Here is a 2,468-nt window from a genome sequence, read left to right as displayed (position 1 = left end):
GGATCGACGGGACGAAGAACGCCGACAGGGCGACGACGGCCTGGATGACCCATCCTGCGGTGAGCGCCCAGGGCATCGTGATCGCCGGGATGATCACGATGCAGGCGAGCGCGAGCACGTCCGCCGCGCACCCTCGTGCAGAAGCTCGCCCCGGTCGTGCTGGGCTTCGAGGCCATCGTGGTCTTCCTCGTCGGCCTCACGATCTTCGGGCTGCGCCAGCTTCCCGAGGGGATCGAGCAGTGGTGGGCGATCGTCGCCGGCGCCGTGCTCGCGCTCGCCTGCATCGTGATCGCCGGGATGATCACGAAGCCCTGGGCGCTCACCGCAGGATGGGTCATCCAGGCCGTCGTCGCCCTGTCGGCGTTCTTCGTCCCGTCGATCCTGCTCGTCGTCCTGATTTTCGGCGGCATGTGGGCGTATGCGACCATCGGAGGGGCCCGATTGGACGCACGACGCCCCGCCGAGCCCACGACCGAGACTCAGACAGAGAGTGAATGACATGGCCACCGAAGAAACCCTCGTCCTCGTCAAGCCCGATGGTGTCGCTCGCGGCCTCACCGGCGCGATCCTCGCCCGCATCGAGGCGAAGGGCTACGCCCTCGTCGACATCCGCCTGGTCGAGCCCGACCGCGACCTGCTCGCCGAGCACTACGCAGAGCACGAGGGCAAGCCGTTCTATGAGCCGCTGCTCGAGTTCATGCTCTCCGGCCCCTCGGTCGCCATCCGTCTCGCGGGCAACCGCGTGATCGAGGGCTTCCGCTCGCTCGCGGGCACCACCGACCCGACGACCGCGGCCCCCGGCACGATCCGTGGCGACTTCGGTCGCGACTGGGGACTCAAGGTGCAGCAGAACCTCGTGCACGGCTCGGACAGCCCCGAGTCGGCAGCTCGCGAGCTCGGCATCTGGTTCGACTGAGCGCCCGTCACGCCGAAGAAGCCCGCCCGTCGATCCGAGGATCGACGGGCGGGCTTCTTCCGTATCCGTCCGATATCAGCCGAGGGTCAGAAGACCATGCCGATGACCTCTCCGAGGAGGTCGAGGCCGCGCAGCTGCGCGAGCAGGATGACCACGGCGTAGGCGAGGATCGTCGCAAGGGGGACCCAGACCATCAGCCGGTTCGCCCGGTCCTTCAGCTTCTCGTTGCTCGTGAACGTGCCGTTGCGGGTCAGATGCAGCATCGTCGCGAAGAAGGTGGGGATGGTGACCGACCAGGTCAGCATGCACCAGGGGCAGAGCACGCCGAGGTTGGGCGCGTAGATGCTCTGCCAGATCAGCCAGCACACGAGGCCGAAGGCGAACGTGACGCCCGCACCGAACGTCATCCAGAACCATCGCGGGAAGCGCGAGCCTGCGAGCAGTGCGACGCCGATGAACAGGGGAGCCATCCAACCGGCGATGCCGAGCAGGGGGTTGGGGAAGCCGAACACCTCGCCCTGCCACGAGTCGAGATTCTTGCCGCACTGGATCATGACGCTGACGTTGCAGCTCAGCACGGCGTCCGGATTCGCCGCCAGCACGAACTTCTCGATCGTGAGCTGGAAGGCGGCGAACCAGCCCACCACACTCGCGATGATCAGCCAGACGGCATAGATGACGGGGCGGGTGCGCTGCTCGCTCATACTGGGGATTATCCCAGCGACTGCTATGGATGCGGCGAGAACAGGCCGGAGAAAACTCGCTGCGCGTGATGGGATGCCGCGAACGGAGCCACTTGGTGCGATAATGGCCTGTGATGCGATGAACGGCGTTGCCGCGACACGCATCGAGCAGACTTCGGGGTCCAATGCCCCACGCGATCAGAGCCATGAGCCGGTCGCAAACCGAGTGAGTTCGCGGAACCCGCGGGTACCGCATGAGATTTCACAGGACACCGAGTGTCCCGTGCAGGGAGTAAGCCAGAGATGGCCGATGACAACAATGACAACAACGCCCCTACCCTCGACTTCCCGGCTGACGCCGCGGGAGAGCTGACGGAGCCCACTGCTCCCGAGGCGGACGACCTCACAGGGTCGTCGGACGAGGGCGATGAGCTCTCCGAAGCGGCAGAGGTGGCAGAGGACGCCGCCGCCGATGACGTCGCCGCCGGCTATGCCGCTGCGGATGACGCCGCGGCCGCTGCCGACGACGCTGCTGCTGTCGCCGAGTCGGTCGCGGATGCACAGGCGGAAGCAGAAGCTGACGCGGAAGCCGCTGCAGGAGCGAGCGCTGAGGCAGAGGAGACCACCGAGACGCTGCCGGCTGCCTCTTCAGAGGCAGACGCAGAGCCCGTGGCCGAGCCGGTCGTCGAGGAGACCACCGCCTCGGAGACCACCGCCGCGGAGACCACCGTCGAGGAGGCTCCGGCTGCTCCGGAGGCTCCGGCTCCGGTGACCGCCGTGTCGCTCGGCCTGCTTCCCGAGGTGTTCGTCTCCCAGGTCTCCACGCAGCTGCACTTCTACGCGCCGGAGGTCGTCCCTCTTCCCGCACG

At 67.2% G+C, this 2,468-nt stretch carries 3 protein-coding genes and 2 pseudogenes; 3 read left to right on the top strand and 2 right to left on the bottom strand.

The window, feature by feature from the left end; all coding sequences use genetic code 11:
- Positions 1-76 (bottom strand): annotated as a pseudogene (locus KZA10_RS18135) (DUF4233 domain-containing protein); the annotation flags it as partial.
- 59 nt (positions 77-135) lie between these two features.
- Here KZA10_RS18135 and KZA10_RS12320 point away from each other — a divergent pair.
- Positions 136-498, top strand: a complete 363-nt coding sequence (locus tag KZA10_RS12320) for a DUF4233 domain-containing protein (RefSeq protein WP_218683014.1) — start codon at positions 136-138, stop codon at positions 496-498.
- 1 nt (position 499) lies between these two features.
- Positions 500-916: a nucleoside-diphosphate kinase gene (gene ndk / locus KZA10_RS12315; RefSeq protein WP_017830321.1), complete on the top strand. Its 417-nt coding sequence runs from the start codon at positions 500-502 to the stop codon at positions 914-916.
- Positions 917-1,002: 86 nt separating this feature from the next.
- Here the strand turns inward: ndk and KZA10_RS12310 are convergent, their stop codons facing one another.
- On the bottom strand, positions 1,003-1,620 hold the full coding sequence (locus KZA10_RS12310; RefSeq protein ID WP_017830322.1) for a vitamin K epoxide reductase family protein: 618 nt from the start codon (positions 1,618-1,620) through the stop codon (positions 1,003-1,005).
- Positions 1,621-1,902: 282 nt separating this feature from the next.
- Between KZA10_RS12310 and KZA10_RS12305 the strand changes: the two are divergent.
- Positions 1,903-2,468: pseudogene (locus KZA10_RS12305) on the top strand (ribonuclease E/G); the annotation flags it as partial.

The sequence above is a fragment of the Microbacterium sp. BF1 genome, from assembly GCF_019279095.1.
GTDB lineage: Bacteria > Actinomycetota > Actinomycetes > Actinomycetales > Microbacteriaceae > Microbacterium > Microbacterium maritypicum.
This window is presented reverse-complemented; position numbering and strand designations above follow the sequence as displayed.

Excerpts from the sequence above, each read along its gene's own strand:
- ndk (WP_017830321.1), top strand. The coding sequence starts at position 500 with ATGGCCACCGAAGAAACCCTCGTCCTCGTCAAGCCCGATGGTGTCGCT.
- KZA10_RS12310 (WP_017830322.1), bottom strand. The coding sequence starts at position 1,620 with ATGAGCGAGCAGCGCACCCGCCCCGTCATCTATGCCGTCTGGCTGATC.